General features: G+C 71.0%; 19 protein-coding genes. 8 read left to right on the top strand and 11 right to left on the bottom strand.

All coding sequences use genetic code 11. From position 1 onward, the window contains the following. Positions 1 to 4: 4 nt before the first annotated feature. Together P3T29_RS10340 and pdhA are read right to left on the bottom strand one after the other, a co-directional pair. Complete coding sequence (locus P3T29_RS10340) at positions 5 to 1,000, bottom strand: alpha-ketoacid dehydrogenase subunit beta (protein WP_280716016.1); 996 nt, start codon at positions 998 to 1,000, stop codon at positions 5 to 7. Next, a complete protein-coding gene (gene pdhA / locus P3T29_RS10335; protein ID WP_280716015.1) occupies positions 997 to 2,139 on the bottom strand; it encodes a pyruvate dehydrogenase (acetyl-transferring) E1 component subunit alpha in 1,143 nt (380 codons plus the stop codon). Before pdhA ends, P3T29_RS10340 begins: the two co-directional genes overlap by 4 nt. Before the next feature lie 216 nt (positions 2,140 to 2,355). Between pdhA and P3T29_RS10330 the strand changes: the two genes are divergently transcribed. After that, on the top strand, positions 2,356 to 2,835 hold the full coding sequence (locus P3T29_RS10330; RefSeq protein WP_280716014.1) for an Lrp/AsnC family transcriptional regulator: 480 nt from the start codon (positions 2,356 to 2,358) through the stop codon (positions 2,833 to 2,835). A gap of 134 nt (positions 2,836 to 2,969) precedes the next feature. Here P3T29_RS10330 and P3T29_RS10325 read toward each other — a convergent pair whose 3' ends face one another. Both P3T29_RS10325 and P3T29_RS10320 read right to left on the bottom strand, forming a co-directional pair. Further along, entirely contained in the window at positions 2,970 to 3,551 is a 582-nt protein-coding gene (locus P3T29_RS10325; protein ID WP_280716013.1) for a TetR/AcrR family transcriptional regulator, read from the bottom strand. 71 nt (positions 3,552 to 3,622) lie between these two features. Beyond that, on the bottom strand, positions 3,623 to 4,612 hold the full coding sequence (locus P3T29_RS10320; RefSeq protein WP_280716012.1) for a glycosyltransferase family 2 protein: 990 nt from the start codon (positions 4,610 to 4,612) through the stop codon (positions 3,623 to 3,625). Between the two features lie 167 nt (positions 4,613 to 4,779). Here P3T29_RS10320 and P3T29_RS10315 point away from each other — a divergent pair, with 167 nt between their 5' ends. The 6 genes from P3T29_RS10315 to P3T29_RS10290 all read left to right on the top strand — a co-directional run bounded on the left by P3T29_RS10315 (position 4,780) and on the right by P3T29_RS10290 (position 14,928). Then, entirely contained in the window at positions 4,780 to 6,057 is a 1,278-nt protein-coding gene (locus P3T29_RS10315) for a hypothetical protein (RefSeq protein ID WP_280716011.1), read from the top strand. 100 nt (positions 6,058 to 6,157) lie between these two features. Beyond that, a complete protein-coding gene (gene paaN, locus P3T29_RS10310) occupies positions 6,158 to 7,858 on the top strand; it encodes a phenylacetic acid degradation protein PaaN (protein WP_280716010.1) in 1,701 nt (566 codons plus the stop codon). A gap of 177 nt (positions 7,859 to 8,035) precedes the next feature. Beyond that, entirely contained in the window at positions 8,036 to 9,505 is a 1,470-nt protein-coding gene (locus tag P3T29_RS10305) for an FAD-dependent monooxygenase (RefSeq protein ID WP_280716009.1), read from the top strand. Between the two features lie 256 nt (positions 9,506 to 9,761). Further along, positions 9,762 to 12,188: a protease pro-enzyme activation domain-containing protein gene (locus P3T29_RS10300; protein ID WP_280716008.1), complete on the top strand. Its 2,427-nt coding sequence runs from the start codon at positions 9,762 to 9,764 to the stop codon at positions 12,186 to 12,188. Between the two features lie 271 nt (positions 12,189 to 12,459). Beyond that, entirely contained in the window at positions 12,460 to 13,491 is a 1,032-nt protein-coding gene (locus P3T29_RS10295) for a hypothetical protein (RefSeq protein WP_280716007.1), read from the top strand. Positions 13,492 to 13,635: 144 nt separating this feature from the next. Next, a complete protein-coding gene (locus P3T29_RS10290) occupies positions 13,636 to 14,928 on the top strand; it encodes a peptidoglycan-binding protein (protein WP_348532811.1) in 1,293 nt (430 codons plus the stop codon). 98 nt (positions 14,929 to 15,026) lie between these two features. Here P3T29_RS10290 and P3T29_RS10285 read toward each other — a convergent pair whose 3' ends face one another. Then, complete coding sequence (locus P3T29_RS10285; RefSeq protein ID WP_280716079.1) at positions 15,027 to 15,818, bottom strand: TrmH family RNA methyltransferase; 792 nt, start codon at positions 15,816 to 15,818, stop codon at positions 15,027 to 15,029. A gap of 186 nt (positions 15,819 to 16,004) precedes the next feature. Continuing rightward, the gene (locus P3T29_RS10280; RefSeq protein ID WP_280716005.1) at positions 16,005 to 16,373 is read right to left on the bottom strand and encodes a hypothetical protein; all 369 of its coding nucleotides are present in this window, start codon (positions 16,371 to 16,373) and stop codon (positions 16,005 to 16,007) included. Between the two features lie 10 nt (positions 16,374 to 16,383). Here P3T29_RS10280 and P3T29_RS10275 point away from each other — a divergent pair, with 10 nt between their 5' ends. Then, complete coding sequence (locus P3T29_RS10275; RefSeq protein WP_280716004.1) at positions 16,384 to 16,518, top strand: hypothetical protein; 135 nt, start codon at positions 16,384 to 16,386, stop codon at positions 16,516 to 16,518. Between the two features lie 123 nt (positions 16,519 to 16,641). On the opposite strand, the gene P3T29_RS10270 is transcribed toward P3T29_RS10275, so the two are convergent. From P3T29_RS10270 to P3T29_RS10250, 5 genes are all read right to left on the bottom strand, one after another. Then, positions 16,642 to 18,027, bottom strand: coding sequence for a glycosyltransferase family 39 protein (locus P3T29_RS10270; RefSeq protein WP_280716003.1), 1,386 nt, complete (start codon positions 18,025 to 18,027; stop codon positions 16,642 to 16,644). Between the two features lie 62 nt (positions 18,028 to 18,089). Further along, positions 18,090 to 20,666, bottom strand: a complete 2,577-nt coding sequence (locus P3T29_RS10265) for an ABC transporter permease (protein WP_280716002.1) — start codon at positions 20,664 to 20,666, stop codon at positions 18,090 to 18,092. Between the two features lie 60 nt (positions 20,667 to 20,726). Then, a complete protein-coding gene (locus P3T29_RS10260; protein ID WP_280716001.1) occupies positions 20,727 to 21,512 on the bottom strand; it encodes an ABC transporter ATP-binding protein in 786 nt (261 codons plus the stop codon). A gap of 188 nt (positions 21,513 to 21,700) precedes the next feature. After that, the gene (locus P3T29_RS10255) at positions 21,701 to 22,420 is read right to left on the bottom strand and encodes a response regulator transcription factor (protein WP_280716000.1); all 720 of its coding nucleotides are present in this window, start codon (positions 22,418 to 22,420) and stop codon (positions 21,701 to 21,703) included. Then, entirely contained in the window at positions 22,417 to 24,135 is a 1,719-nt protein-coding gene (locus P3T29_RS10250; protein WP_280715999.1) for a histidine kinase, read from the bottom strand. The genes P3T29_RS10255 and P3T29_RS10250 overlap by 4 nt, the downstream gene beginning before the upstream one ends. Between the last annotated feature and the right edge of the window lie 192 nt (positions 24,136 to 24,327).

Here is a 24,327-nt window from a genome sequence, read left to right as displayed (position 1 = left end):
ATCGTCACTCCTCCCACTGGAGCCGGGACACGGCGTCCAGGATCCGGTCCACCCCGGGGAGGTGGTGGTGCTCCAACATCGGTGGCGGGTACGGGATGTCGAAGCCGGCCACCCGCAGCACGGGCGCGGCCAGGTGGTGGAAGCAGCGCTCGGTGACCCGGGCGGCGATCTCCGCGCCGACGCCGCCGAAGCCGGTCGACTCGTGCACGACGACCGCCCGGCCGACCGAGCGAACCACCTCGCAGACCGTCTCGTCGTCGAACGGCACCAGCGTCCGCAGGTCCAGCACCGCGAGGTCCCAGCCCTCCGCCTTCGCGGCCTCGGCCGCCTCCAGGCAGACCGGCAGCGAGGGCCCGTACGTGATCAGCACGGCCGACCGCCCGGTCCGGCGCAGCGCCGCCCGCCCGATCGGCTCGACCGGCGCGGTCGGGTCCCACTCCGCCTTGCCCCAGTAGAGGCGCTTGGGCTCCAGGAAGATCACCGGGTCGTCGGAGGCGATCGAGGCGCGCAGCAGCCCGTACGCGTCGGCGACGGTCGCGGGGGTGACGACGTGCAGGCCGGGGGTCTGGGTGTAGTACGCCTCGGAGGAGTCGCTGTGGTGCTCGACGCCGCCGATGCCGCCGCCGTACGGGATCCGGATGGTGATCGGCAGCGGCATCGCGCCGGCCGTACGGTTGCGCATCTTGGCCACGTGCGAGACGAGTTGCTCCATCGCCGGGTAGGCGAAGGCGTCGAACTGCATCTCCACGACGGGCCGCAGCCCGTACATCGCCATGCCGATCGCGGTGCCGAGGATGCCGGCCTCGGCGAGCGGGGTGTCCAGGCAGCGGTCGGCGCCGAACTCGGCGGTCAGGCCGTCGGTGATCCGGAAGACACCGCCGAGCGCGCCGACGTCCTCGCCCATGACGTGGACCGTCGGGTCGGCCCGCATCGCGTCCTTGAGCGCCGAGTTGAGCGCCTGCGCCATGGTGGAAGTGCGGGTCTGTACTGCTGTGCTCATCGCTCGTGCACCTCGGACTCGGCGGCCAACTCGGCGGCGAGCTGGGAGGCTTGCTCGCGCAGTTGTGGGGTGGGCTCGGCGTAGACGTGGGCGAAGAGCGCGTGCGGGTCGAGCACCGGCTCGGCGTGGAACTCGGCGCGCATCCGGGCCGCGAGCGCCTCGGCCTCGTCGGCGGCGTCCTGGACCAACTCGTCGTCGAGTATCCCGGCGGCCCGCAGGTGGCGGTCCATCAGCAGGATCGGGTCGTGCTCCCGCCAGGCCGTCACCTCCGCGGCCTCGCGGTAGCGGGTGGCGTCGTCGGCGTTGGTGTGCGCCTCGATCCGGTAGGTGAGCGCCTCGATCAGGGTCGGGCCACCGCCGTTGCGGGCGTACTCGATCGCCTCGCTGAGCACCGAGTGCATCGCGACCGCGTCGTTGCCGTCCACCAGCCGGCCGGGCATGCCGTAGCCGACCGCCTTGTGCGCCAGGCTGGGTGCGGCGGACTGCTGGGTGAGCGGGACGGAGATCGCGTAGCCGTTGTTCTGCACCAGGAAGACCACGGGGGCGTGCAGTACGGCCGCGAAGTTGAGCGCCTCGTGGAAGTCGCCCTCGCTGGTGCCGCCGTCGCCGAGCAGGGCCAGTGCGACGGTGTCCGAGCCGCGCAGCCGGGCGGCGTGCGCCAGGCCGACGGCGTGCGGGGCCTGCGTGGCGAGCGGGGTGCAGAGCGGCGCGGTACGGGCCGCGCGCGGGTCGTAGCCGGTGTGGGCGTTGCCGCGCAGCAGGGTGAGCGCGGCCAGCGGGTCGACACCCCGGGAGACCACGGCGAGGGTGTCGCGGTAGCTCGGGAAGAGCCAGTCGTCCTCGCGCAGTGCGAGCGCGGCGGCGACCTGGCAGGCCTCCTGGCCGGTGGAGGCCGGGTAGACGGCGAGCCGGCCCTGCTTGGTGAGGGTGGTGGCCTGCTGGTTGTAGCGGCGGCCGACGACCAGCCGGCGGTAGAGCTCGCGGAGCAGCAGCGGGTCGGCCTTGTCCAGGGCGGGCGTGCCGAGGACCCGTACGGGCGCGGCGTCGGGCAGCAGCGGTGCGGGGTCGCTGCGGGGGCCGGTCGCACCGGGCAGCCACCCGGGGACGGGAGCCAGGTGTCTGTGATCGAGAACGGTCATCTCGGGCACCTCCAGAGGGTGGGGGAGGGGTGCAGCGGGGGCAGTGGTGATGCCGTGGTGCACGAGGGGTGCCAGTGCTCGTCGCCGGGCCGTTCCTCCCTACCGATTGTTCGGTCGTCTGGTCATTCTGGCCACAGCTGCGGCAAGGTGGTGGACATTCGGTCCGATCGGCGGTCGACTTGTTGCAGCACGTCCATTTTCGGAGGGTGGGGGACCATGTCCGCTGAACAGATGTCCAGGTCGGAGCGCGCGGACCGGCTCGACCGGGTCGACCGTGCGATCCTTCGTCTGCTCCAGCAGGACGGCCGGGCGTCGATACGTTCGGTCGCCGAGCGGGTGCACGTGTCCCGGGCGAACGCGTACGCCCGGATCTCCAGGATGGTCGAGGACGGCGTGATTCGCGGCTTCACCGCCCGGGTCGACCACGAACGGGCGGGGCAGGGAGCCACCGCGTACATCACCCTCAAGATCGTGCAGAACTCCTGGCGGACGGTCCGCGAGCAACTGCTCGGCCTACCCGGGGTGGCCCACATCGCCCTGGTGGGCGGCGAGTTCGACGTACTGCTGCTGGTCCACACCGCCGACAACCACGCACTGCGCGAGCTGGTGCTCGGCCGGATCCAGTCGTTCCCGGACGTCCTGGCCACCCAGACCCTGCTGGTCTTCGAGGAGACCGACCAGGTCCCCCCGGTCTGACCTCACCAACTTCTCAGGCAATCGGCCGGCCACAGTCAAGGGCGCGAGGCTCTGCTCAATGAACCGCGTGCGCGAAACCGGAAGGCAACGGCCCGCACCTCACCGCCGCGTTCAGCCCCGCCAGGCCCCCAGCGTCAAGCCCGCAACCCGCCGAAGGCGAGATGCACGACCGCCTCGGCGACGCCGTCCGCCGCCTTCGCGCCGGGCCGGTACCACTCCACCACCGAGTTGATCATGCCGAACAGCAGCCGGGTCGCCAGCCGGGGTTCGACATCCGAACGCAGCTCGCCCGCCGCCACGGCGGCCCGGACCAGCTCGGCCACCTGGTGGTCGAAGTCCCGGCGGCGCTCCAGCGCCCACAGCTCGGTCGTGGTGTTGCCCCGCACCCGGAGCAGCAGGGTGACGTACGGGAGCTCGGCGAGCAGCACCTCGGTGGTCCGCAGCACGACGTGCTCCAGCCGGTCCACCGGGCGGCCGGTCACGGCGGCGGGCTCGTCCAGGATGCCGAAGAGCGAGTCCAGCGCCCGCCCGACGGCGAGCCGGAGCAGCTCCTCCTTGCCTCGTACGTGGTGGTAGATCGACGACTTGGAGATACCGGCCGCCCGGGACAGGTCCTCCATCGAGGTCCCGTCGTACCCGCGCTCGTTGAAGACCTCTACCGTCACCGCGAGCAGCGACTCGACGGTGTACGCGGTGCGGGTGTTGTTCTCGGCCATACGAACGAGTATCCCCGGCGCCCTGGCAGCACGTCAGCCGGGGGCCTGGGGCACCCGTACCCGGGCCGCTGTCAGACCCTGCCCTCGAACCGGGCCGGGGACAGCCGGAGCGCGGGCTCGTCCGCCGAGTCGTAGCCGATGAAGTAGGTGGGGCGTCGCTGCACAGCGGTGTATATCCGGCCGATGTACTCGCCGAGCAGACCGACGCAGATCAGCTGGACGGCACCGATGAACAGCACCCCGACGAACAGGGACGTCCAGCCCGGCACGGTCTTCCCGGAGACGTACGCGACCACCGTGAAGACCAGCAGCCCCAGGCACGCGAAGAAGCTGGTCACCCCGAGCCAGGTGGCCAGCCGCAGCGGGGCGGCCGAGAACCCGGTGACGCTGTCGACGGCGAGCCTGATCATCTTGCTGAGCGGGTACTTGGTCTCACCGGCGACCCGCTCGTCGCGCTGGTAGTGCACCTCGCCGCTCGGGAAGCCCAGCCAGGGCACCAGCAGGCGGTAGACCTGCTGCTGGTCCGGCAGCGCCTTGATCGCCTCGACGGCCTCCCGGCTGAGCAGACGGAAGTCTCCGGCCTGGGCGGGCATCTGCTTGCCGGCCAGGCGGCGCATCAGCCAGTAGTAGGCGCCGGCGCTGCGGCGCTTGAAGCCGGAGTCGGTGCTGCGGTCGTTGCGTACGCCGTAGACGATGTCGAGCTGCCGTTCCAGCGCGAGGTCCAGCATCTCCGGGATCTTCTCCGGCGGGTCCTGCAGGTCGGCGTCGATGCTCGCCACGTACCGGCCGACCGCCCGGTGCAGACCGGCCGTGAGGGCCGCCTGGTGCCCGGAGTTCCGGCGCAGCCGGACCACCCGCAGCTCCGGCCAGGCGTGCCGGAAGTCTCCGAGCAGCTCGGCGGTCTTGTCCTTGCTGCCGTCGTCGACGGCCACCACCTCGTACGGAACGCCGATCCCGTCCAGGACCGGGCGCAGTCGGGCGATCAGGGCTGGAAGGGCTTCCTCTTCGTTGTACATCGGGATGACCACGGAGAGTGCGGTCTCTGCATGTTCGGAAGTCATATGGTCTTCCCGCCCCAGGCGACGTCGGTAGGCTGGTCAGATTTTACCTGCGCCGCCTTAATCCGATATGAGACCTCGCGGCCCGATTACCACCACATCGCCTAGGCTCAGGGCGGTACGGGTCCTTGACGACCAGAGAATCAGCAGCAGGCGGGGAATCGGATCCGATGAGCACGATATCCAGTCGTCCGGCGGATGAATATTCACTCCCGGACAGCCCCGCCGACGACGGAGACGGCGGCCCCGAGGGCGACGGCCTCAAACAGTGGACGCAGCGCGCCGCCCGCCGGTTCGGGCCCGCACTGGCCGTGTTCGGGGTGTTGAAGCTGCTGGGCTTCACCACGTTCATGTACCTGCTGGACGCCTCCGGCGACTTCCGCACCAAGGAATACCGGTACGGCGGCGCGGCCCATGTCTGGGACGTACTGCAGAGCTGGGACGGCTGGTGGTACCAGCAGGTCGCCGAGAAGGGCTACCACCCGCAGCTGGTGCCGCTGGCCGCCGGGCAGATGATGACCGTGGACCAGAACTCGGCCGCCTTCTTCCCGCTCTACCCCGGGCTGATGCGGCTGGTCTCCGACTGCACTGGCCTCGGTCTCTACGGCGCCGGGATGCTGGTCTCGGTGGTCTCCTCGTTCGTCGCGGCGGCCGGGATCTTCGCCGTCACCGCCAAGCTCACCGACCGGCGGACGGGCATCATCGCGGCGGCCGTCTGGGCCGTCTTCCCGGGCTCCGGCGCCGAGTGGGCGGTGTACTCCGACTCGCTCTTCGTCGCGCTCGCCGCCTGGGCCTGCTACGCCGTGCTGACCCGCCGCTGGGTGGAGGCCGGGGTGATCACCCTGGTGGCCGGCCTCAACCGCCCGACCGCCTCCGCCCTGATCGCCGCGCTCGGCGTCGCCGCCCTGATCGCCCTGTACCAACGGCGGGACGGCATCCTCCGCCCGCTGGTGGCGATGCTCATCTCCCCGCTCGGCCTGTTCGGCTACGTGTTCTGGGTCGGCTGGCGGATGGGCGACCTGACCGGCTACTTCACCCTGCAGCGCGGCGCCTGGCTGCACTTCTTCGACTACGGGCAGCACACCGCGAACGTGCTGCGCGGGGTGCTGTTCGGACACAGCGACTACCTCTTCGGGTACCCCACCGAGGACCTGATCGCCGTCCTGCTGGTGCTCACCCTGCCGGTGCTGCTCTTCCTGCTGGTACGACTGCGGACCCCCGCGTTCCTGATCGTCTACACCCTGGTGACCATCGTCATGGTCCTCGGCAGCCAGCAGATCTTCGGCAACACCTCGCGCTACCTACTGCCCGCCTTCCCGCTCTTCGTCCCGCTGGCGGTGGCACTGCGCCGGGTCAGCCTGCCCTCGTTGGTCATGATCTTCGGCCTCACCGCCGCCGCCTCCGGCTGGTACGCCGGGTACGTCATCTTCGAACTGGGCGTGCCGTAACCAGGACCCAGCGGCGACAGAACCGCAATTGGGGGCTTGCCCCGACCGATCGTTCGGTTACTCTGAGGGGTGTCCCGTCCGCCCCTCGGAGGAGCGCACCATGACTGCTGCGGCCGACCACCCCTTTGTCGCCGAACTGATCGACCGTCACCAGGAGACGCTGACCCGCGCGCTCGACGCGAGCGTCTCCCGCGACTACTGGTCGCCGTACCCCGAGTTCCCGAAGGCGTACGGGGAGACCGCGCTTGAGGACGGCAAGGCCGCCTTCGAGTCGGTGCTCGGCCTGCCGTTCGTGATCGACGGCCAGCCGACCGACGGGGAGCCGGTCGGCGGCGAGTCCTCGCCGTACGGGATCGAAATGGGCGTCAGCTACCCGCACTTCGAGCCGGACGCGCTGATCGCGGCGATGGAGACGGCCCGTCCCGGCTGGGCCTCGGCGACCCCCGCCGCCCGCGCGGCGGTCTGCCTGGAGATCCTGGCCCGGATCAACGCCCGGTCGAACGAGTTCGCGCACGCGGTGATGCACACCACCGGCCAGGCGTACGGGATGGCCTTCCAGGCCGGTGGCCCGCACGCCCAGGACCGTGGCCTGGAAGCGGTCGCGTACGCGTACGCCGAGCAGACCCGGCTGCCGCAGCGCGCGAGTTGGACCAAGCCGCAGGGCAAGCGCGACCCGCTCAGCATGGTCAAGGACTTCACCGTCGTCCCGCGCGGCCTGGCCCTGCTGATCGGCTGCAACACCTTCCCGACCTGGAACGGCTACCCGGGCCTGTTCGCCTCGCTGGCCACCGGCAACCCCGTCCTGGTCAAGCCGCACCCCCGCGCCACCCTGCCGCTCGCGCTGACCGTACGGGTGGCCCGCGAGGTGCTCGCCGAGGCCGGCTTCGACCCGAACGTGGTCTGCCTGGCCGCCGAGCACGAGGGCTCGACCATCGCCCAGGCGCTGGCCGTCCGGCCCGAGATCAAGGTCATCGACTACACCGGCTCGACCGCCTTCGGCGACTGGCTGGAGACCAACGCCCAGCAGGCCCAGGTCTACACCGAGAAGGCCGCCGTCAACACGGTCGTGATCGACTCGACCGACAACTACCGTGGCATGCTGAACAACCTGGCCTTCTCGCTCTCGCTCTACAGCGGCCAGATGTGCACCACCCCGCAGAACCTGCTGATCCCCCGCACCGGCGTCAGCACCGACGAGGGCAGCAAGACCTACGACGAGGTCGTCACCGACCTGGCCGCCGCGATCGACGGCCTGCTCTCGGACGACGCCCGCGCCGCCGCCATCCTCGGCGCCGTGGTCAACCCGGGCGTGCTGCAGCGCACCGTCCAGGCGTCCGGCGGCGAGTACGGCGAACTCGCGCTGGCCCCACGGGTGGTGGCGTCGAAGGAGTTCCCGGCGGCGGTGCTGCGCACGCCCGCGCTGATCAAGGCCGACTCCGACAAGCCGGACGACCGGGCCACCTTCATGTCGGAGTGCTTCGGACCGGTCTACTTCGCGGTGGCGGTGGACTCCAGCGAGGCCGGCGTGGAGCTGATGCGGCGCACCGTACGGGAGCAGGGCGCGATGACGGCGTCCGGCTACACCGTGTCCGAGCAGGTCGAGTCGGCCCTGGTCGACGCCTGCCTGGACACCGGGGTCTCGCTCTCGCTCAACCTGACCGGCGGCGTGTACGCCAACCAGACGGCGGCCTTCTCCGACCTGCACGGCACCGGCGCCAACCCGTCCGCCAACTCGGCGTACTGCGACGCGGCGTTCGTCTCCAACCGGTTCCGGGTGGTCGAGGTCCGGCGCCACAGCTGAGGCCGTACCCCCAGGGGCTCCGCTCCGCCGAACCGCGTGCGCGAATCGGTGGGCGGAGCCCCTGGCGTTTGCCCGGACGGACCGTCAATCCTGCTTCAACTGTCCCCCTGGAGCAGCGATGATGGAAGGCTGGGAGCGAGCCGAGAACCGGCTCGTGCCGACCACCGGGAGACGCCGATGTCCGAGCCGCAGCTGACCTCCGATGTCGTGATCGTCGGGGCAGGGCCCACCGGGCTCCTGCTGGCCGGCGATCTGGCCACCGCCGGGCTGCGGGTGACCGTGCTGGAGAAGCGCGGCACCGAGTCCAACCTGACCAGGGCCTTCGCCGTGCACGCCCGGACGCTCGAGGCGCTGGACGCCCGGGGCCTCGCCGACGAACTGATCGCCACCGGTACGCGGCTCAGCTCGCTGCAGATCTTCGGGCGGCTGCAGGTCGAACTGGGCAACCTGCCGACCCGCTTCCCGTTCGTACTGATCACCCCGCAGTCCAACACCGAACGCCTGCTCCAGGAGCGGGCGTTGAAGGCCGGGGCGACGATCCTGCGCGGCGCCGAGGTGATCGGCCTGCGGCAGGACGCCGAGGGCGTCAGCGTGGACGTCAGCGAGGGCGGCGAGACCCACCGGGCGCGGTACGTCGTCGGCACGGACGGCGTCCGCAGCAAGGTCCGCGAGCTGCTCGGCATCCCCTTCCCCGGCGAGTCGGTGATCAGCTCGGTGCTGCTCGCCGACGTACGGCTGGAGCGCGAGCCGGCCGAGGTGCTGACGGTCGGCGCCACCGAGCAGGGCTTCGCCTTCCTCGCCCCGTTCGGCGACGGCTGGTACCGGGTGATCGCCTGGGACCGGGCCCGTCAACTCCCGGACAGCGCACCGGTGGCACTGTCCGAGGTGGTCGACATCACCCGCACCGTGCTCGGGGTGGACCACGGCCTGCACGACCCGCGCTGGATGTCCCGGTTCCACAGCGACGAACGGCAGGCCCCGGACTACCGCTCCGGCCGGGTCTTCCTGGCGGGCGACGCGGCGCACTGCCACTCCCCGGCGGGCGGCCAGGGCATGAACACCGGCCTGCAGGACGCCGCCAACCTGAGCTGGAAGTTGGCTGCGGTCCTGCGCGGTTGGTCCCCTGACGCCCTGTTGGACAGCTACCGGACCGAACGGCACCCGGTCGGGCGTACGGTGCTGCGCAGTTCGGGCGCGCTGATCCGGCTGGCCCTGGCCCACTCCGCACCGGCCCGCGCGCTGCGCACGGCGGTGACCTCGGCGGCGCGGCACCTCCCGCCGATGGCCGAGCGCGGGGCCCGGACGGTGTCCGGCATCGGCATCTCCTACCAGGCACCGAAGGGCGCCCACCACCTGGTGGGCCACCGGGTGCCCGACCTGCGGCTGGCGTCGGACGGGCCCGGCAGCCCGCAGCGGCTCCACGAGGCGCTGCGCGCCGGGAAGTTCGTCCTGGTCAGCCCGGACGAGCTGTCGGTGACCCAGCCGTGGGAGGACCGCCTGGTGACGGCGGCCCCGGCCGACCCGCACGGCAAGCTCCGCGACACCGTCCTGCTGGTCCGCCCGGACGGCTACGCCGCCTGGGCCGCCGTCGACCCGAGCCGGGGCGAACTCCGCGAGGCGCTCGCCGAGTGGCTGGGCCGGCCGTAACACCTGCCGCGTCGTGGGGTGCCCGGGCCCGGCTCGGGCACCCCACCAACCCCACCAGCCCCCATCCCTCAATTCTGTTGAATCCAATCACTCTTAACTGTATGAAGACCACGCATTCTGTTGTCTGCCAGGGGTTTCACATTTGACTGTTTTTTAGCAACCAATTACTCAGGCTTGGGCCCATTCCTGGGAGTTCTCTGAGAAGTTCTGACAAGCGTTCAGACCCGGAGCGCCCCCACACCTTCCGGAGGACCCAGTGCGACCTCGCTCGCTCGCCCTTGCCTCGGCACTCGCCGTCCTGCCCCTGACCGTGGTGTCCCTCGGTGTCACGGCCGCACAGGCCGCGCCGTCCCCCAACGCCGCGACGTCCCGGGTGGCCCTGCCCAACACCGTGACCCCTGCGGTGGCCCGTTCGCAGAAGCAGGCCGCTCTGCCCGCCGCCCAGCAGATCTCGGTCGCGGTCAGCCTGAAGCTCCGCAACACCGCCGACCTCGACCGCTTCCTCAAGGCGGTCAGCACGCGCGGTACGGCCGAGTTCGGCCACTACCTGACCCCGGCCCAGTTCAACGCCCGCTTCGGCCCCACCCAGGCGGACGTGAACCAGGTCCGTACCTACCTGGCCGCGCAGGGCCTGACGGTCGGCTCGGTCAGCGCCAACCGCCAGGTGGTGAACGCGCACGGCACCGCCGCGCAGCTCGCCAAGGCGTTCGGTGCCCACGAGAGCACGTACGTCGACCCGCTGCACAGCCGGACGTTCTTCGCCAACGAGACCGCCGCCACCATCCCGACCCAGCTGGCCTCGGTCGTCCAGGGCATCACCGGCCTCACCAACTACACGGTGCGCACCACCCGAATAGCCAAGCCGAACACCGTGGTCCCGCACGCGACCCCGAGCGGCTTCGGCCCGAGCCAGTACGACGGCGCCTACGACCTGAACAAGGTCGGCACCGACGGCACCGGAGTCAAGGTCGCGCTCTGGGAGTTCGACGGCTACACCGCCTCCAACCTGACCACCTACGACTCGCAGTTCGGCCTCTCCGGCCCGGCCGTGAGCACCGTCTCGGTGGACGGCGCCAACTACAACTCCGCCCCCGGCCAGGGCCAGGGCGAGGTCGAGCTGGACAGCGAGATCGTGCGCGGTGTCGCCCCCAAGGCGACCCAGCTGGTCTACGAGGCCCCCAACACCGACCAGGGCGAGCTGGACATGGCCGCCCAGATCGTGTCGGACAACCAGGTCTCGGTTGTGTCGATCTCGTGGGGATCCTGTGAGCCGGACACCACCGCCGCCTCGATGACGGCCGTGAACAACTCCTTCAAGCAGGCCGCCGCCCAGGGCATCTCGATCTTCTCCGCCTCCGGCGACGACGGCTCGCGCGACTGCACCCGCTCGACCAGCGGCGCGAACGTCAAGGCGGTCGACTTCCCGGCCTCCAGCCCGTACAACACCGGCGTCGGCGGCACCAACCTCTCGGTGAACGGCACCTCGTACTCCTCCGAGAGCGCCTGGAGCACCGCCGGTGGCGGCGTCTCCACCCAGTTCGCCAAGCCGAGCTGGCAGACCGGCACCGGCGTGACGGGCACCATGCGTACCGTCCCGGACGTGTCCTCCAACGCCGACCCGCAGAGCGGCTTCGCCATCTACACCCAGGGCACCAGCGCCCCGGGCTGGCAGGTCTACGGCGGCACCTCCGCCGCCGCGCCGCTCTGGTCCGGCTACGCCGCGCTGTACAACCAGAAGGCTGCGGCGGCCGGCAAGGCCAACCTCGGCGAGGCCAACCCGAAGCTGTACTCGATCGCCAACAGCGCGAGCTACAACTCCACGTTCCACGACGTGACCTCGGGCGCCAACCAGGACTTCTCCACCAAGGCCGGCTACGACCAGGTCACCGGCTGGGGCACCCCCGTCGCCGACTCGCTGGCCAACGCGCTGCTGAACAGCGGTGGCACGCAGACCGGTAACACCGTCACCGTCACCGCTCCGGCCAACCAGAACGGCACCGTCGGCACCGCCGCCAGCCTGCAGGTCACCGGCTCGGACAGCGACACCACCCAGTCCCTGACCTACTCGGCCACCGGCCTGCCCGCCGGCCTGTCGATCTCCTCGACCGGCCTGATCACCGGCACCCCGACCACCGCCGCCAGCGGCACGGTCACCGTGACGGCCACCGACGGCACCGGTGCCACCGGCAGCGCCTCCTTCAGCTGGACCGTCGCCGCCGCGCCTGCCGGCTGCACCCCGGCCCAGCTGCTCGCCGACCCCGGCTTCGAGTCCGGCGCCCCCGGCGCCTGGTCCGCCACCTCCGGCGTCTTCGACAACGGCACCTCCGAGCCCGCCCACAGCGGCAACTGGAAGGCCTACCTGGACGGCTACGGCAGCGCCCACACCGACACCCTGTCGCAGACCGTCTCCATCCCGGCCGGCTGCAACGCGTCGTTCTCCTTCTGGCTGCACGTCGACACCGCCGAGACCGGCGGCTCGGCCAACGACACGCTGACCGTCGCCGCCAACGGCACCACGTTGAAGAGCTTCTCCAACCTGGACGCCAACACCGGCTACACCCAGCAGACCGTCGACCTCTCCGCCTACGCCGGCCAGACCGTCACCCTGAAGTTCACCGGTACCGAGGACGACTCGATGCAGACCAGCTTCGTCATCGACGACACCGCGCTCAACGTCTCCTGACGCAGCACCGCAGCTCTCTGACACACCACCCCTGATGCACAGTCAGTGACGATGCCGGTACGGGCCAGCGGCCCGTACCGGCATCCGTGTTTCTGCGTTGTTTCAATCTCGTTCGTAGATCGGTTTTCTTGTCGTGACCACTGTCATATGTTCGGGTTGATGACGTAGCCTCTCGACCGTGCGTAGGGTTCCGACAACTCGGTGACCAAGCCCCCGACGCACTCGCGTCGGGAGGTTCCCACCGAACGCGCCTGGTGGGGAGGGTGTCCGCATGGCCTCACAGCAACTGCAGCACGCCGGTCGGCTCAGACTCGTGGATCAGCCGCACGGGGGATTCGAGACCGGAATCGTACGGCTCCCGACAGAAACCCCACCGGCTCCACCCCCGGCAGCGGCCCCGGCCGCCCGGTCGGAAGGCGGCTTCGCCGAGGCCCTGCACACCGCCGTGGAGGCCAGTGGGCTCAGCCTGGAACGGATCAGAACGGCCCTCGCCAAAGAGGGCGTCAGGGTCAGCATCACTACCCTCAGTTACTGGCGGCGAGGACGCAGCCAGCCGGAGCGCGCCACCTCACTGCGCGCCGTCCACCTGTTGGAAGAACTGCTCGGCCTCCCGCACACCAACCTCTCCGCCCGCCTCGGCCCGCCCCGTCCGCGCGGACGCTGGGTCACCCCCGCCGCCTGCGACGGCCTCCGGGTGGAGGACGTCTGGCCCGGCGAGCAGGAGATCTCCGGCGTCTTCGCGGAGCTCGACGCGCCGCCGATCGGCGAGCTGGAGCGGCTCAGCATCCATGACGCCTACTTCGTGGACGCCCAGCGACGCGGACACCTGCTGCGGATGCGTCAGGTCGTCCGGGCCACCGTGAGCGGGGTGTCCCGCTGCCTGGTGGTGCACAAGGCGGACGACGAGGCGACCGGCTGCCCCGAGATCAACTCCGTCCGCCACGCCCGCCTCGGCCGGGTCCGCCGCCGCCCCGAGATCGGCCTGCTGGTCGCCGAGCTGCTGCTCGACCGGCCGCTCGCGGCCGGTGACAGCACGGTCTTCGAGTACGAGGTGGAGATCCCGCCCGGGAAGCCGTCCACCACCTACGCGCGGCGCTTCGCGGTCCCCGTCCGTGAGTACGTCCTCCAGGTGCACTTCGACCCGGCCACCGTCCCGGCGCACTGCGAGCGCTTCGACCGCTCGCCCGGCGAGGAGACCGACCAGGTCCGTCAGCAGCTGTGGATCGGCGCCTCGGCCAGCGCCCACGTCCTCGCCCCGGACCAGTCCCCCGGCCAGATCGGCATCCGCTGGGAGTGGGAGTAGCCGTCCCGAGCCCGCGCTCGCACTTCGGACTCGGACTCGTCCGTTCTGTCGCTTTTTTCCGAAAACCTGATATTCCGTCTGCTCACGGTGGAACACATCCTCTTCGCTGCACAATCCGGAAGCGGAAGGACCGACCCCGTGCCGATGGAATTCACCGAGATAGAGCCCGACGAGACCTGCGTCTGCGGCGGGTGCACGGCCGGCCGCCGGGCCCGGCTGCACGCCGCCCGCCCCGCCGCCGGCGGCCACCCCGCAGCCCGGGGCGCCCGGCGCGCGGCCGTCCTGCTCGCCGCCGTGGGCACGATGCTCAGCGGAGCGGCGGGCGCGGGCGCCGCCCCGACCACCCGCCCCGGCACCACCGCCACTGACCCCACTGACACCTCCGGCACCGCCGGCGCCGACACCCCGCAGGGCGAGCCCAGCGGCCTGTCCGGCGGTCGCATCCTCACCCCCCACCTGCGCTCGGCCGGCGCCGCCACCACCCGCGCCGCCATCCTGGCCCGCGCCCAGCGCTGGGTGGACCAGCAGGTGCCGTACAGCATGAGCACCTACTGGTCGGACGGCTACCGCCAGGACTGCTCGGGCTTCGTCTCGATGGCCTGGGGCCTCGGCAGCAGCCAGACCACCTGGACCCTGCCCGAGTTCGCCGACCGAATAGCCCGAGACGATCTCCAACCAGGCGACATCCTGGTCCGCAACAACCCGGACGACCCACAGTCCGGCTCGCACACCGTCCTGTTCGCCGGCTGGACGGACTCCACCCGGACCCACTACCTCGCCTACGAGCAGACCAGGCCCAGCACGCGTAGGCGGGCCACCCCGTACGCGTACTGGAGCCACTCCGACGCGTACATCCCGTACCGCTACCGGGGTCTCTCGGAAGGCGTCGTCATCGGCCCTGGCTCCGCCTTCCCAGGGGCCGCCAGTTTCGGCCCGGGCGCGTGCAACACCTACGTCACACGGCTCGGCGAGCTGCTGGTCCGACGCGGCGGCGGCCGGTTCTACGTCGAGGGCCCGGACCCGAGTTGGGGCGAGGCCGACCGGCGGGCGACGCAGGCCTTCCAGCTGGCCCAGGGCTGGCGCGGCAGCGAGGCCGACGGGATCCCGGGCAAGGACACCTGGGACTACCTGGTCAACGGCAAGGGCCGCGACATCCCGCCCGAACCCACCCTCAACCCCCCGCCGCCACGGGTACCGGCACCGCCCTACCCGGGAGCCGACGCCTTCGGCCCCGGCAGGTCCGGCCCGGCGATCCAGCAGCTCGGCGAGCAGCTGGTGAAGCGGGGCTACGGCCGCCACTACACCGACGGCCCCGGCCCGGACTGGACCGAGAACGACCGCCTGAACGTCGCCGACTTCCAACTCGCCCAGGGCTGGACGGGCACCGAAGCCGACGGCTACCCGGGCCCGGACACCTGGAAACTCCTCTTCAGCTGAGCCTGAATCCGAGTCCGAGTCCGAGTCAGTCAGTCAGTCAGTCAGTCAGGCCCGGGCGACCGAGCAGACCGCCGTCGAGTCCCTCAGGCGGCCCTCGGTCAGCCCGGGCCGGCGCCGAAGCCGTCCCGCAGGCCGTCCCGGACGCCGTCGCCGACCTGCTCCGACGGACTGTGCGTCATCCAGTGGAACAGGCCCATCCCCACACTGGTGGCCAGGTTGAAGCTGGACACCTGCGGCCTCATCGGGATGGCGACCAGCTCCGCCGCCCGGGCCCGCAGCTCCGGGGAGACCCCGTGCCGCTCCGAGCCGAACACCAGCAGCGCGTCGTCGGGGATGACGATGGACCTGATGTCCGACCCCTCCGCGTCCATGGCGTAGAGCGGCCCGGCGGGAAACTCCGACGGGTCCAGCCGCTCGACCGCCGTCGCGAAGTGCAGCCCGGCGCTCCCGCGCACCACATTCGGGTGCCACGGGTCGATGGTGCCCGTCGTCACGACCCCGGTCGCCCCGAACCCGGCTGCCAGCCGGATCACCGCACCGACGTTGCCCAGGTTGCGCGGATTGTCGAGCACGACGATCGGTGACGTACGCGGCGACCTGGCCAGCTCCTGCCCGACGGCCCGAGCGGTGGGACGGATCGCCAGCGAGACCACCCCCGTCGGATGGATCTTCGGCGTGATCCGCCGCATCTCAGACGCGGAGATCTCGATGGCGAGCGCCGCGACACCCTCCGCGACATCGTCGGCCAACGCCTCCGCCAACGCGATCAGCGCGGACCGATCGGTGGTGACCACACACCGCACCTCCGCCTTGAACCGCAACGCGTGCTTCAGCGCGTGAAACCCTTCGAGCAACACCGCTCCGGGATCCGAAGCCACGCTGCGCCACATCGCCGGGCCGGCCGAATCGTCTGCACTCTCATCGATCACACCTCCACCCTAGGTAACGAGCGGGGGCGGGTCGCCACCGGACGCAGCTACGGGCCCTGCCAGGCCCTGCCCGCCAGCGCGCAGCGGCGACCCCTGGAAACCGCAGGGTGCCGACCGGGGGCGGCCGGCACCCTGACGGGCCGGCGGTCAGGAGTGGTAGCGCTGCTTGACGGCGGTGATCTTGCCGGCCTTGTTCACCGTGATCGCGAACTGGCCGTTGCAGGAGGACGGGTACTGGACGGTGCCGGCGCCGCTGCCCGCGCACTTGTGGACGAAGCGGAGCAGCTCCGCCACGCTGACCTGCTTCGAGTGGATGCCGTTGAGCACGCTCGCGCTGGCGCCGGCCGCGAAGTGGAACTTCTCGGGCTTCCCCACCGCCAGGAAGTAGCCGTCGCCGTCGTTCGGCCCGCCGCAGACGAACTTGGTCTCCCGAGCCGTCAGCGTCGCGCCCGAGGCGCTCGCGTCGACGGTCTGGATGATCCGCATACCGGCGGCCCGGGCCGTGCAGTCGGGCATCTTCGCAGGCTTGGCAGCCGACACGACCGCGGTACCCGAGGAGGCAGACCGCGAGACGGTCGAAGCGGCAGCCGGGCCGGCCACGCCGAACGAGGTGAGCGTCAGGGCGGCGCAGGCCAAACCGGTTGCAGCAACGGTGAAGTGACGAATCGTCACGATATTCCCCCAGCGAGTCGTAGGTGTCCGCACCAAAGCGGATCTATCCCCTTACACGTAGCCCGCCTCGGTCAGGTTTCACTCCTCGCCGAACTATTTCTCCCCGTCGGGATCACCTGTTGAGGCAGTAGTCGGTGATGTGTGCCCCGGTGACGTCGATGGTGCGGCCGCAGACCTGGAAGTAGTCACGCAGCGTCGAGCTCTTGGCCAGCTCCCTCGCATCGTGGTCGGGGCGTTCGTCGGCGGGGTCGTGGACGACGACGATGCGGGAGAAGGCCCGCATGCGGGTGGGGATGTCCTGGGCGGGGAGTTCGACGCCGGACAGTGTGTCTGAGGAGGCCGGATCCTGTGCGAGGGCGAGGTCGGTCAGGCCCTGGGTGTCCTGGGGGTGGGCCGAGGTCCACACGCGGTGCCGCGCCGGGACGAAGAGCAGGCCGTCACCCGGGTGGGCGGCCTGCCGGACGGCGTGGCCGACGGCGGTGGCGTTGTCGTGGCGGCTCTGGGGAGTACGCAGGTAGACGCTGACCGGTACCAGCGGCACCAGAACCGCCGCCAGCGCGACCCACGCGGTCCAGCGGGGCGATGGTCGCGAGCCCCAGCGGCGGTCGAGTTCAGCGCCGAGGAGCAGCGCGAACCCGATGGCGCAGTACAGGACGTAGCGGTCGACGAACAGCGGTCTGACGACGGCGGCCGCGAGCAGCAGCAGGCCCGGCAGGAGCAGCACCGGCAGTGCGAGGGCGGACAGCCGGGACAGCTCCCTCGCCCGGATCTGGTGGCGGGCGCACCACAGGCCCGCCAGTGCCATCGCGGTCAGGCCCAACAGTTGCAGGGCGTCCGGCCAGCCGATCCACGCCACCTGTCCGGCCTGGCGCCGGCTGAGCACGATGAGCGGCAGCAGGCCGGCCACCGCGCACCCCGCTGCCGTGGCCCATGCGCGGATCAGCGCCCGTGGGCGCCCGGAGAGCAGCAGGGCGATCCCGTGTGCCGGTACGACCAGTACGGCGAATTCGTGGAACATGGCCGCGACCCAGAGCAGCACCGCGTAGCCGGCCCACCACCGCCGGGTGGATCGGTCGGCGGCCTGGAGCAGCAGGTAGCTGGACCAGGTCACCAGGGCACAGACGATCGCGTAGGAGCGCCCTTCCTGCGCGTACTGCTGCACCAGGGGGATCAGGGGAAAGGCCAGGCCGGCCAGCAGGCCGGCGCGGGGGCCGGCCAGGCGCTGCCCCAGGAGCGCGATACCGCCCGCCGCCAGGGACATGGCGACCACCGAGGGCAGTCTCAGGGTGAGCAGTCCGCCCTCCCAACCGGCGAAGAGCACATGCATGAACAGGTAGTAGACGCCGTGCACCAGGTCCACGTGCTGGATGGTGTGCCAGATCTGGGACGCACTGCGGTGGGCCACCTCGTAGGTGACGGCCTCATCGCCCCACATGCTGTTCTGGCGGCGCATCCCCCACAGCCCCAGGGCGAGGGTCACCAGGATCGGGGGCAGCATGATCGCGCTTCCCCTCAAGGACGTGGAGGCCCGCAGGCCCGGGGTTACAGGAGCGGTGACCATCATTGCGCGTTGATCGCCCGCAGCATGTTCAGGCTGGCCGCCCGCCGGGCCGGCCAGACCGCCGCCAGCACCCCGATCGCCAGGCCGAGCAGCAGGAACAGGCCGAGCCGCGCCCAGGGCAGCACGGTCTCGTACTGCGGAAGCGAGGCTTTGCTGAGGCTGCCGCACGCCCAGGCCAGGAAGATCCCCGTGCCGATGCCCAGGGCCGTGCCGAACAGCGAGATCACCACCGATTCCAGGCACACCATCTGCTTGACGCCCCTGTTGTCGAGGCCGATCGCGCGCAGCAGCCCGATCTCCCGGGTCCGCTCGAAGACCGACATGGCCAGGGTGTTGATGACGCCGAACACTGCGATGACGACGGTCATGCCGAGCAGGCCGTACATCATGTTGAGCATCACATCGCTCGCGCCGGACTGCTCCTTCGTCAACTGCTCCTGGTTCTGCACCCGGATGAGCGGACTGTTGCCGAGGACCTGGCGGATGTCCTGGTCGAGGCCGCTCGCGTTCCGGTTGGACGCGGCCTTGATCAGAATGCTGTCGAGCTTTCCTCCGAAGAACGCGTGCGGCAGGACGTCGTCCATGGTGCCGATGGCGCCGCCGAAGGCGCGGGTCTGCCGGTAGACACCCACAACGGTCAGCTCCCTCTTGTTGCGGCTGTCGCCCACCGTGCCTTGGAAGGTGTCGCCCTTCGACAGGCCGGTGTCCTTGGCCAGCCTGTCGGAGAGCACGATCTTGCCGGGGCCGAGGTCTGCGAGCGAGCCGCTGCTGAACTTCAGGTCGGAGACCGTGGCGAGTCGCCGCGGGTCCGCGCCGGTGAGCGTGGCCCCCCTGCCCCGCGCCACCAGGACTGCCGAGGCGACGGGCACGGACTCCGCGACGCCCGGGACTTCGGCGACCTTCGCGCCGAGTGCGGGGTCGATGGTGGCGGAGCCGCTGATGGACACCTTGTAGTCCGCCGTCAGGCCCGCTACTGCCGCCGCCTTGAGAGCGGCATTCATGGAGCTGCCAGCCACGCTCAGGCCCGTGATCAGGGTGAGCCCGATCATCAGGGCGGAGGCGGTGGCGGCGGTGCGGCGCGGGTTGCGCAGCGCGTTCTCCATGGCGAGCTTGCCGCTGACGCCGAAGAGCCGGGTGGTCACCGCCCCCGCGAGCCGGATCAGCGGCTGGGACAGCAGTGGTGCGATCACGATCATGCCGGTCGGTACGAGCACCGAACCGAGTGCGGCGGCTTTGAGGTTGGTGTCAGCTCCGTCCTTCCGCGTGGAGACGTACAGCACGATGAGGACACCAACGCCGGTGAGCAGCCCGCCGAGGCTGTTGCGGAGCACCATGCTGCGCCTGGGCGGCATCAGGTCGACGGCGGTCAGTGCCTCTACCGGTGCGACCTTCGCGGCCTTGCGGGCCGGCAACCAGGCGGCGAGCACGGTGACGCCGATGCCGACCAGGAGGGACCGGACGAGCGCGTCCGTGGAGATGACCAGGGGGCCGTCCGGCAGGCCCGCGCCGCCCGCGTTGAGGACTGGCCTCATGGCGGTCGCGATACCGATTCCGAGCGCGAGGCCGACTGCGGAGGCGCCGAGTCCGAGCAGCCCGGCCTCGGTGAGGACCGCGCGGACGACCTGGCGGCGCGAGGCCCCTATGGCGCGCAGCAACGCGGTCTCACGGCTTCGCTGGGCGATCAGCATGGTGAAGGTGTTGGCGATGACGAAGACGCCGACGAACAGCGCGATCCCGGCGAAGGCCAGCAGCATCCGGGTGAGCGCCTTGGTGCTCTCGGCGATCAGCTCCGCCTGCTCGTTTGCCAGCTGGGCTCCGCTGGTGACCGTGATGCCCTCGGCGGGCAGCAGCGCGCGGATCCTGCTGGTGAGCTCCTGGTTGTCGGTGCCGGGTGCGGAGCTGACGTCCAGTTCGTCGAACCGGCCCGCCTGCAGGAAAAGCTGCTGTGCGGTGCTGGTGTCGAAGAGCGCGAGGGTGCCGCCCACGGTCACGCGCGGGTCGTCGGTGGTGACGATGCCGACCAGCTTCTTGGTGAGGGTGGGGCCCTGGATGGCGAAGCGGACGGGGTCACCGATGTGGTAGCCGGCCTTCTCGGCGGTACGCCGGTCCAGAGCCATCTCGTCGCCGGCGGTGGGGGCGCGTCCGGCGCTGAGGGGGAAACGGCTGTCCTGGTCGGTGCCAGGCGTGTCCGGTGCGTAGTTGGTCGCCAGGTTCTGCCAGTTGTTGTCGGCGTTCAGCGGTCGGCCGTCCTTGGCTGCCAGGGTGGCGGCGCCGTCGACCATGGGGTGCACGGACGTGACGCCGGGCACCGTACGGACCTTGTCGACGAGATCACTGGTGAGCGCCGTGGAGCGGGTGCCGTCCGCCCCGCTGTCGGGGTTCGACTGGGGTTCGGCCTGTACGGATACGGCGACGTCCTTGAAACTCCTGGCGGAGGCGCCGCGAAGGGCCTGGGCGACAGTGTCGCCGAAGACGAGCGTGCCGCAGACGAAGGCGACGCCGAGTGTGATCGCGAGGGCGGTCATGACGAGTCGGGCTCTGTGCGCGAAGACGTTGCGCAGGGCTGTACGCAGCATGGCGGTGGTCCCAGTTCTAGGGTGCGCGGCGGAGGTGCGCGTGGGGAGCGGGCGGTCGGGTCAGCTCGTGCGAGCCAAGGCGTCGAACTGCCTCATCCGGTCCAGGACGCCCTCGGCGGTCGGTGCGAGCAGCTCGTCGGTGAGCCGGCCGTCGGCGAGGAAGACCACGCGGTCGGCGTAGGCGGCGGCCACCGGGTCGTGGGTGACCATCACGACGGTCCGGCCCCACTCCCGTACGGACTCCCGCAGAAAGCCCAGGATCTCGGAGCCGGCCCGGGAGTCCAGGTTGCCGGTCGGCTCGTCCGCGAAGATGATCTCCGGCCGGGAGGCGAGGGCGCGGGCCACGGCGACCCGCTGCTGCTGGCCGCCGGACAGCTGGGCGGGGCGGTGGCTCAGCCGTCCGGAGAGGCCGACGGTCGCCACCACCGTGTCCAGCCACTGCTGGTCCGGCCTGCGGCCCGCGATGGCCATCGGCAGCGTGATGTTCTCCAGCGCCGTCAGCGTGGGGAGCAGGTTGAACGCCTGGAAGACGAAACCGACGCTGTCCCGGCGCAGCCGGGTGAGCTGACGGTCGTTCAGGCCGGACAGTTCGGTGTCACCGATCTGCGCGGAGCCGGTGGAGACCGAGTCGAGACCCGCCATGCAGTGCATCAGCGTCGACTTGCCGGAGCCGGACGGTCCCATGATCGCGGTGAACCGGCCGCGCCCGAACTCCACCGAGACCGAGTCCAGGGCGACGACCCGGGTCTCACCCTGGCCGTAGACCTTGCCCAGCCCGGTGGCCCGGGCGGCGGCAGAACTCGTGGCGGCGTGGGCGGGCACGGGCGCGGCTGCCTGCATTGACATGTCAGCTCCGGAGTTACGGGGACGAGGTTCGGTGACTTCCTCTCATCCTCGATGCGCCGTGCTGGCGAACCGTCAGCCTCAGGGCGTGACCGAGGCTTCTGTCGAAGGTCGGGCCCGGGGGCGCGCGTAGTCCTCGGGGCGGACGGCCGGCTCTGTCTTTCGGCAGAGTCGGTGTGCCTGGCAGGCTCTCAGGACAGCAGCCCCGTCCGGTAGGCGAGGACCGCCGCCTGGACCCGGCTGTCCGTGCCCGTCTTCACCAGGACGGCACTGACGTGGGTCTTCACCGTGCCCACGCCGATGCCAAGTTGACGGCCGATCTCCGCGTTGGCGAGGCCCTGACCGAGCAGTGCGAGGACATCGCGTTCCCGGCCGGTGAGCGCTGCCAGCCGCTGCCCGGGGACCGAACCTGGCTCGGAGGCCAGTGCTGACGTCCCATCAGACCATGGCTTGCCGGCCTCGCCGTCGAGCATGCGCTCGATGACGTTACGGGTGACCTTGGGCGAGAGGACCGCGTCGCCTGCGGCGGCGGCCCGTACCGCGCCGATCAGCTCGTGCGGGCCGTCGTCCTTGAGCAGAAAGCCGGTGGCGCCGGACCGCAGCGCCCGCGTCACGTTCTTCTCGTCGCCGAACGTGGTGAGCATGACGACCTGCGGCCGGGGGTCCAGGACGAGGAGCCGCTCGATCGTGGCGAGCCCGTCGAGCACGGGCATCCGGACATCGATCAGGGCCACGTCGGGACGGGTCTCGCCGGCGACCCGCACGGCCTCCTCGCCGTTCGACGCCTCGCCGACCACCTCGATGCCTCCGGCATGACGCAGGATCAGCCGGACGCCGTGCCGGATCAGCTCCTCGTCGTCGGCGAGCAGGACCCGGATCGGGCGGTGGTCGGAGACGGGAAGGTCGGTCATGGGGACTCCCACGGTGGCGTACGCGACACCATGGGTACGGTGAAGCGGTCGATCGTGGCCAACGTATCGCCACGGAAGCAGTACCGGGTGATCCTGAGGTGATCGGGGTCGTACTCGACGAACTCGGTCGGCGGCGTCAAGTCCTCGAGCGAATACGAGTACATGCAGCTCGTCACGGACTCCGGGTGGGCCGGCTCCCGACCCGTCGCCGCCGCGCGCGCCAACGCGCTGTCCCAGTACCCGGCCGCCTCCAGCATCGTGCGGGACATCCCGATCCGGGGCGGCTCGTGATTGCGGAGGTCGGGGCCCGGGAAGGCCTGGGCGACCAGCAGGAGACCGCACATCATCATCACGCCCACGCCCATGAGGCCAAGAAGCCCCCGGAGGGCATTCACAGCACGGCGTTGGACACCGGCGGGTGAGTGCTCGGAGCTCGGCTCGGACGACGATTCACGCGGCGGGGCGCCTGCGGCGGCCAGGCTCGCTCCCGGGTCCGACTGCGCCGGACTCGCTCCCTTTTCCGGCTGCGCCGGGATCTGCGCTGTCACCACGAAACCACCGGTCGGCGTCGGGCCCGCCTCCAGGATGCCGCCGAGCAGTGCCACCCGTTCCCGCAGCCCGACGAGGCCACGCCCCGAGCCCAAGCCGGTCTCCGCTTCCGGGGCCACCGGCGGGAGCCCGTTGCGTACGAGCACGTCCACCCGGTTGTCGGTGTGGGCGACCACCACGGTGACCCGGGCTCCGGCGGCGTACCGGTGCACGTTGGTCAGCGACTCACGCACCACCCGGTGCACCGCACGCCGCACCTGGGCCGCGCGGTCGTTCAGGTCGGGCCCGTCCCAGGTGAGATCGACGGGTATGCCGCCGCTGCGCGACTCCTCGGCCAGCGCCTCGACATCGGATCGGGTACCCGTGGTGTCGGTCAGCGCGTCCGTCCCGGTGTCCCGCCCCAACGGGCCCAGGACACCCAGCACTTCGCGCAGTTCCCGCATCGCGTCGGCGGCGGCCCGGCGCACCAGGGCTGCCTCGTCGCGCAGTTCGGGCGACTCCTTCTGCAGTGCCATCTCCAGGCCGCCCGTATGCAGGGAGACCAGGCTGAGCCGGTGGCCGATCAGGTCGTGCATCTCAGCGGCGATCCGGGACCGTTCATGTATCCGGGACTCGCTGTCCGCGAGCCGGTGGGCCGCCTCCGCAGCGGCGGCACGTTCCCGAAGCGCCCGCAGCAGCCGGACCTCCTGTCCGCCCGAGGTACCGAGAAGTCCCGGCACCATCAGCGTGGTGGCGGCGAGTACGGCGCCGAGCGCGAGCCCGAACGAGTGACTGCGGAGCCCGAGGCCTGGGGCGAAGGCGGCGCAGGCCAGTGTCGCCAGAACGGTCGAGCCGAGCAGCACAGCCCCCCGGCGACGGGGGGCCACCAGGTGCTCGGCCGTGGTGTACGCGGCCACGGCTGCCGCCAGCCCGGCGGCGGGCAGCAGGCCCACGACGACGGAGATGCCCAGCAGGCTCATCGTGGGGAAGCGACGGCGGACGGCAAGGAGGGCGAGGGCGACGGCAGCGAGGAGAAGCTGAATCCCGCCGAACGGGGCCTGGTTCAGCAGGATCAGCTGGTTGAGGAGCATCAGCACCGCGCCACCGCTCACCTCCGCGAGCGCGCGCCACAGCCCCCGGCTCTGCTTGCCAGGGGCCGTGAACGGATTTCGGGAGACGGGGGCCATCGGCCAATTCTCGGGGGCAGTGGTGCGGGTCCGTATGCGACCTGGGGATGAGGTACTCCTCTGCCGGAAGCCAGAGGCGCGGATCAGGCGTGCCCAGGGATGCCCGACCGGGCAAGGGCTCGAACTGTGCAGCCGCGCCGCAGGTGCATCATCGGCGAATCGTGGCCGACCCTGCGGGCGGGAGTCGGCGCA

This window comes from Kitasatospora sp. MAP5-34, assembly GCF_029894335.1.
In the GTDB taxonomy this organism is placed as follows: Bacteria; Actinomycetota; Actinomycetes; order Streptomycetales; family Streptomycetaceae; genus Kitasatospora.
This window is presented reverse-complemented; position numbering and strand designations above follow the sequence as displayed.

Excerpts from the sequence above, each read along its gene's own strand:
- P3T29_RS10255 (WP_280716000.1), bottom strand. The coding sequence starts at position 22,420 with ATGACCGACCTTCCCGTCTCCGACCACCGCCCGATCCGGGTCCTGCTC.
- P3T29_RS10330 (WP_280716014.1), top strand. The coding sequence starts at position 2,356 with ATGTCCGCTGAACAGATGTCCAGGTCGGAGCGCGCGGACCGGCTCGAC.
- P3T29_RS10305 (WP_280716009.1), top strand. The coding sequence starts at position 8,036 with ATGTCCGAGCCGCAGCTGACCTCCGATGTCGTGATCGTCGGGGCAGGG.
- P3T29_RS10325 (WP_280716013.1), bottom strand. The coding sequence starts at position 3,551 with ATGGCCGAGAACAACACCCGCACCGCGTACACCGTCGAGTCGCTGCTC.
- P3T29_RS10315 (WP_280716011.1), top strand. The coding sequence starts at position 4,780 with ATGAGCACGATATCCAGTCGTCCGGCGGATGAATATTCACTCCCGGAC.
- pdhA (WP_280716015.1), bottom strand. The coding sequence starts at position 2,139 with ATGACCGTTCTCGATCACAGACACCTGGCTCCCGTCCCCGGGTGGCTG.
- P3T29_RS10260 (WP_280716001.1), bottom strand. The coding sequence starts at position 21,512 with ATGTCAATGCAGGCAGCCGCGCCCGTGCCCGCCCACGCCGCCACGAGT.
- P3T29_RS10270 (WP_280716003.1), bottom strand. The coding sequence starts at position 18,027 with ATGCTGCCCCCGATCCTGGTGACCCTCGCCCTGGGGCTGTGGGGGATG.
- P3T29_RS10285 (WP_280716079.1), bottom strand. The coding sequence starts at position 15,818 with ATGTGGCGCAGCGTGGCTTCGGATCCCGGAGCGGTGTTGCTCGAAGGG.
- P3T29_RS10250 (WP_280715999.1), bottom strand. The coding sequence starts at position 24,135 with ATGGCCCCCGTCTCCCGAAATCCGTTCACGGCCCCTGGCAAGCAGAGC.
- paaN (WP_280716010.1), top strand. The coding sequence starts at position 6,158 with ATGACTGCTGCGGCCGACCACCCCTTTGTCGCCGAACTGATCGACCGT.
- P3T29_RS10280 (WP_280716005.1), bottom strand. The coding sequence starts at position 16,373 with ATGCCCGACTGCACGGCCCGGGCCGCCGGTATGCGGATCATCCAGACC.
- P3T29_RS10265 (WP_280716002.1), bottom strand. The coding sequence starts at position 20,666 with ATGCTGCGTACAGCCCTGCGCAACGTCTTCGCGCACAGAGCCCGACTC.
- P3T29_RS10290 (WP_348532811.1), top strand. The coding sequence starts at position 13,636 with ATGGAATTCACCGAGATAGAGCCCGACGAGACCTGCGTCTGCGGCGGG.
- P3T29_RS10340 (WP_280716016.1), bottom strand. The coding sequence starts at position 1,000 with ATGAGCACAGCAGTACAGACCCGCACTTCCACCATGGCGCAGGCGCTC.
- P3T29_RS10320 (WP_280716012.1), bottom strand. The coding sequence starts at position 4,612 with ATGACTTCCGAACATGCAGAGACCGCACTCTCCGTGGTCATCCCGATG.
- P3T29_RS10295 (WP_280716007.1), top strand. The coding sequence starts at position 12,460 with ATGGCCTCACAGCAACTGCAGCACGCCGGTCGGCTCAGACTCGTGGAT.